This is a genomic window from Microbacterium sp., assembly GCF_051953575.1.
In the GTDB taxonomy this organism is placed as follows: Bacteria; Actinomycetota; Actinomycetes; order Actinomycetales; family Microbacteriaceae; genus Microbacterium.
This window is the reverse complement of sequence record NZ_JBQCIP010000268.1, coordinates 1-5,400: the sequence shown is the minus strand read 5'-3', so window position 1 is coordinate 5,400 and position 5,400 is coordinate 1. Positions and strand designations below refer to the sequence as shown.

Below are 5,400 nucleotides of genomic sequence, written 5' to 3'. Positions count from 1 at the left end.
CGACGTCGCCGCGGCGGCGCTCAACAAGAACGGCCTGACCTTCAAGGGCTTCGGCGTGCTGTCGGCCAACTCGACCAGTGCGCTGCTGCTGGACTACAAGTCGCAGCATCCCGACAAGTACTGGGAGCTCATCGAGACGCTGTTCGGCGGCGACCACCCGATCATGACGACCGTCAAGATCGAGATGGGCAACGACCGCAACACCTCGACGGGGCCCAACGCCTCGACCATGCGCACCCGCGACGAGTACCCGAACGTGCTGCGCGAGCCCGGCTTCCAGCTGGCGGCCGACGCGCAGCTGGTCGCGCACGGCGACATCCACCTCAGCCTGCTGCGCTGGAACCGTCCCGCGTGGGTGGCGAACGACGCCGACCAGTACGTCTGGTTCAAGAACACCGTGCTCGCCGCGTACCGCGAGTACGGCGTGATGGTCGACTCGATCAACCCCGACACGAACGAGACCGGCAGCCCGAACATCCAGCTGTACAAGGACTTCGCCGGCTGGGTGAAGAACGACGTCAAGGGCTACGAGGGCGCCGTCGCGGGCGACCCGAACAACGGCTTCGCGTCGCAGCAGGAGGCCGACCTGTTCCACGCGATCCGCACGGTCGCCGCCGACACCGTCGGCACGCCGCCGGTGTCGTTCGGCAACGCGATGACCTCGGCCACGGACCCGTCGCTGCGCGACGCGGTCGACATCGTCGGCTTCCACTACTCCAGCGCGGACGACAGCGCGGGCAACATGAAGAAGATCGCCGAGCAGCTCGATCAGGAGGTGTGGAACTCCGAGGGCCAGTCGACGTTCTCGAGCTCGGCCGACCGCCCCAACAACAACGCGAGCGATGAGCAGGGCGGCAGCGGCACCGAGTTCGGCGGCACGAACAGCGCGCTCGAGATGGGCAACTGGATCACGACCGGCTTCGCCGCCTCGCGTCGCACCCTCAACATCTTCCAGCCCGCGATCGGCTCGTTCTACGACGGGTTCCAGTACTCGTCGAAGGAGCTCGTGAACGCCCGCGACCCGTGGTCGGGCTGGCTGTACTACGACGGCGGACTGGCCGTGCTCGAGCAGTTCACGCAGTTCGCGACGCTCGGGTGGGAGAACGCCGACAACACCGCCGGCATCTGGCGGGCGATCCCGCAGGCCTCCAAGAGCGAGCTGGGCACGGGCAACCCGCCCAGCGGCGCCCGCGCCGGCGGGGCGTCGTACACGACGCTCGCGGCGCCCGACGCGTCGGACTTCTCGACGGTGGTGGTCAACGACTCGAAGTTCGCCAAGACCTATCGGGTCGTCGCGAAAGACCTGAACCTCGGTGCCGACGGGACGGCCGAGGTGTGGCAGACCCGCGCCGCCGACGCCGGGCAGACGTATGACGCGAACTACCTGAAGCCGGTCGCCGAGGTGCAGCCCGCCGCAGACGGCTCGTACACGGTCACGGTGAAGCCCTGGTCGACCGTCACCATCACGACGCTCGACCATGCCACGGCGAAGGCCGACGGCTCGCTCGTCGCCAAGGACGGCTACGGCTCGAGTCTGCCGACGTCGAAGGAGTACACCGACGCCGACGGCGGTCGCGACGTGCTCGACACCGACGCGAGCGGCAACGTCAACGGCGTGACCGACGACGCGTTCCTCTACGCCGACGACTTCGACTACCGCGAAGAGGGCACCATCAAGGGCTACGACCCGCAGACGGGCGCGCTCGTCGACAGCGGCGTCGCGTACCTCGCCGCCCGCGGCGACAAGGCCAAGCCCGCCGGAACGCCCGCGGTCCAGAGCGAGGACAACGGCGCGACGCCGCGCTACACGAACGACACGAACGGCGCCTTCGAGTCCGTGGCGACGCAGGACGCTGCCCACGGGCGCGTGCTGCGCCAGCAGGTCGGACCGGGTATGGCGGGCAGCGCGTGGAACGGCGGCGACCCGAAGGCGACGATCGGCGACGCACGCTGGGCGAACTACACCGTGTCGGCGGACGTGCTGTTCGAGGCGACGGGGTCGCAGTACGCGACGATCGGCGCCCGTGAGCAGGGCGGCACCGCCAACGGCCAGGGCGTCTCGGCCGCCGAGCTCAGGATCGAGCCCACCGGGGCATGGACCTTCCAGCGCTTCGGCGCCACCCTCTCCAGCGGCACCGTCCCGGCCGACGCGGGCTTCAAGACCGGCGCCGGCGTCTGGAACAGCATCGCCGTGAAGGTGGCTGGGTCGGTGTACACGGCCTTCGTCAATGGCGTGCAGGTCGCCACTTACACGGATGCCGCACCCCAGGCGACCGGCCGCATCCAGCTCGGCTCGAGCTTCACCTTCGTGCAGTTCGACAACCTGAAGGTCGAGACCGTCCCCGGCTACACGCCGTACTACGCCGCCATGATCGACGGGATGCACCAGACCAGCTGGGCCGACACCTCGGTGCCCGTGCTGCAGTTCGACGCCAACTGGAGCCACGTCAACGGCCAGGGCATGTTCGAGTGGCAGCGCACGGCATCCAAGAGCACCGCCAAGGGTGCCGCGATGACCTACGCCTTCACCGGCACGGGCCTCGACATCATCGGCACCAACACGGGCGCACCGACGCTCGACGTCGTGGTGGACGGCGTTCCCGTCGTCGCCGGCGCCCCGACCTACAACGCCGGCAGCGAGCGGACCGCGTTCCAGCTTCGAGGTCTCGCGAACAAGCCGCACACGGTCGTGATCAAGACCGCCAACGACAGCTCGATCAACGTCGACGCGGTCGGGGTGGTCACCGCCACGGCGGACCCGGCCAAGGTCGACACCGCGGCGCTCGCCGCTCTCGTCGCGTCCGTCGATGACCTGGCCGAGAGCGAGTACAGCGCAGACACGTGGGCGGTGTTCGCCGCAGTGAAGGCGGACGCCGAGGCGGCGGCATCCGATCCCGTCGCCTACGGGCTGGACGCCGAGGGCGCGACCGCGCTGTCGGCCCGGCTGACGGCGGCCACCGACCGGCTCACCCCGAAGGACGTGAGCCCCGACGTCGTCGACCTGGGCGTGGTGGGCATCACGTCGAAGGCCCGCACGCTGCCGTCGCACCTCGAGCTGAAGGGCGCGGACGAGAAGGTGACGTGGAGCCTCAGCGCGGTGGACGCCGCGAAGACCGCTGCCGAGCTCGGCACGTTCGTCGCGACCGGACGCTCGACCGAGAAGCTCGATTCCGGCCTTTATCAGCGGTTCAGCGCGACCGTGCTGGTCGCGCCGGCCGACCTGGAGTACTTCATCGACTCGGGCTCGTCGGGGGCAGCGGACGGATCCGCGTACGCCGCTGTGCGCACGGTCTTCCCGGGGCTGCGCAACGACGCCGCCGACCAGAAGTGGGACGGCGCCGCGGCGGGTGAGACGTGGGGCTACTCGACGACGGCGACCACGCTCGCGGCGGGGTCGCCCCAGGACTGGGGTTCGTCGTACGTCGGAGCGGACTACAACAAGCCGATCACGTACCACCTCGCCCTGCCGGCCGGTTCGTACAACCTCGTCGGGGTGCAGGCGCCGCGCGCGGGGCTGACGACCAACGTCTATTCGAAGGTGACCGCCGCGGGCGCATCGACGACGAAGACGGCGGTGTCGACCGGGTCGGCCACTCCGGTGGCGCAGACGCTGACGCTCGACCAGGACGCGGTGGTCGACCTGGAGTTCGGCACCAACGGCACGAGCGGCTACAACGCCAGGCTCGCGCTGGTCTACGTGCAGAGCCTGCCGCGCGACCTCGGCGTGCAGGGGGCCCTCGGCGTGGCCGACGAGCTGCCCGGCACGGTCGTGGTGGCCGGGGCCGAGAAGGACGTCGAATGGGATGCCGCCTCGGCCGCGCAGCCGCGCACGGAGTATGCGACGCTCACGCTGACCGGCCGCCTGACCGGCACGGACCAGGCCGTCGTCGCGCGGTACGAGATCGTGCCCCCGGCACTCGTGTACTACATCGACTCGGGCACGAGCGGTGCGGCCTCGCCGCAGTACACGGCGGTGGCGGGGTCGGTGTCCCTCCGCAATGACAAGGTCGATCAGGTGTCGACCGCGGCCGACCAGTGGGGATATGTCGCCGACGGCATGAAGACCAAGAGCGCCACCGACATCAACGACAAGTACTCGACGGGCCTGTACCAGGACACGACGAAGCTGATCTACCGCCTGCCGCTGGACGCCGGAACGTACACGCTGACGGGCGGCTTCACGGAGTGGTGGAACATCAACCGCGCCATGTACCAGACGGTCTCCGTCGCCGGGACGGAGCTCGCGAAGGGCACCGTGCCGCTGTCGGGGACGAGCACGCCGCTCGCCGCCGCGCTGACCTTCACACTCACGGCGCCGGCCACGGTCGACTACGTCGTGACCAACGAGGGCGCGGGCAGCGAGAAGCCGGTGATCTCGTGGCTCGCCGTCGCCGACACCACGAAGGCCGCCGCCCCGCAGAACGTGCAGGCGGCGCTCGCGGGCGACACGTCGATCCGGGTGTCATGGGATGCCTCGTCGCCGGCCGGTCCCGGCTTCACCGGCTACCGCGTCTACGAGGCGGGCGGCACCGAGCCCGTGTGCGAGACGACCAAGACCACGTGCACGATCGCGGCGCTGGAGCTCGGCACGACGCACGCCTACGAGGTCGTCGGGGTGAACGTGCTCGGCGAGGGCGACCGGTCGGCGGCGACCGCGGCGCTGACACTCCCCGAGGTCTCGTCGAACGACGGCGCCAAGACGGCCCCCGGCAAGGGTGTGCTGTCGTCGAACGACGGCTGGGACACCGGGCTCAAGGACGGCACGTTCCAGGCGACGATGGACCTGTGGTGGGGCGAGAACGGCCAGCTGTTCAAGCTCTACCGGGACGGCGAGCTCGTCGCCAAGGTGCCGCTCACGATGATGACCCCCGCCGCGCAGCGCGCGGTCGTCGACATCGCGGGACTCCCGAACGGCACGTACGTCTTCACCGGCGAGCTGGTGAACTCGAAGGGCGCGACGGCCACGCAGCCGCTCACCGTCAAGGTGACCGACGCGTCGCCCGGCAAGCCCGTGCTGTCGGCGCCGAACAAGGACGGCGACGGCTCGTACACCGTGACCGCCGACCTGTGGTGGGGCACCAACGCGACCTCGTACCGCTTCCTCGAGAACGGCGCCGAGGTCGGCTCGGGAACCCTGACGGCAGCGTCCCCGGCCGCGCAGCACGCGTCGCTGCCGGTCTCGGGCAAGGCGAAGGGCACGTACACCTACACGGTCGAGTTCACCAACGCCGCCGGCACGACGGTGAGCGCCCCGCTGAAGGTGACGGTCACGAAGTAGCGGAGCGGGTGGCCGGGGCCCCCCCACACCCCCGGCCCCCGCCGCCCCCCCCCCCGCAAACGGGCGGGCGGGGGGTGTTGGTTCGCCGCTGGGGGGGGGGGGCCCCCCCGCTCCGCCAGGCG

Annotated in this window: 1 protein-coding gene; it reads left to right on the top strand. The window is 70.4% G+C overall.

Annotation, left to right across the window (positions count from 1 at the left end; all coding sequences use genetic code 11):
• On the top strand, positions 1–5,278 hold a 5,278-nt coding region (locus ACTHNQ_RS16885), incomplete at its 5' end, for a family 16 glycoside hydrolase (RefSeq protein WP_440335115.1).
• Positions 5,279–5,400: the final 122 nt, after the last annotated feature.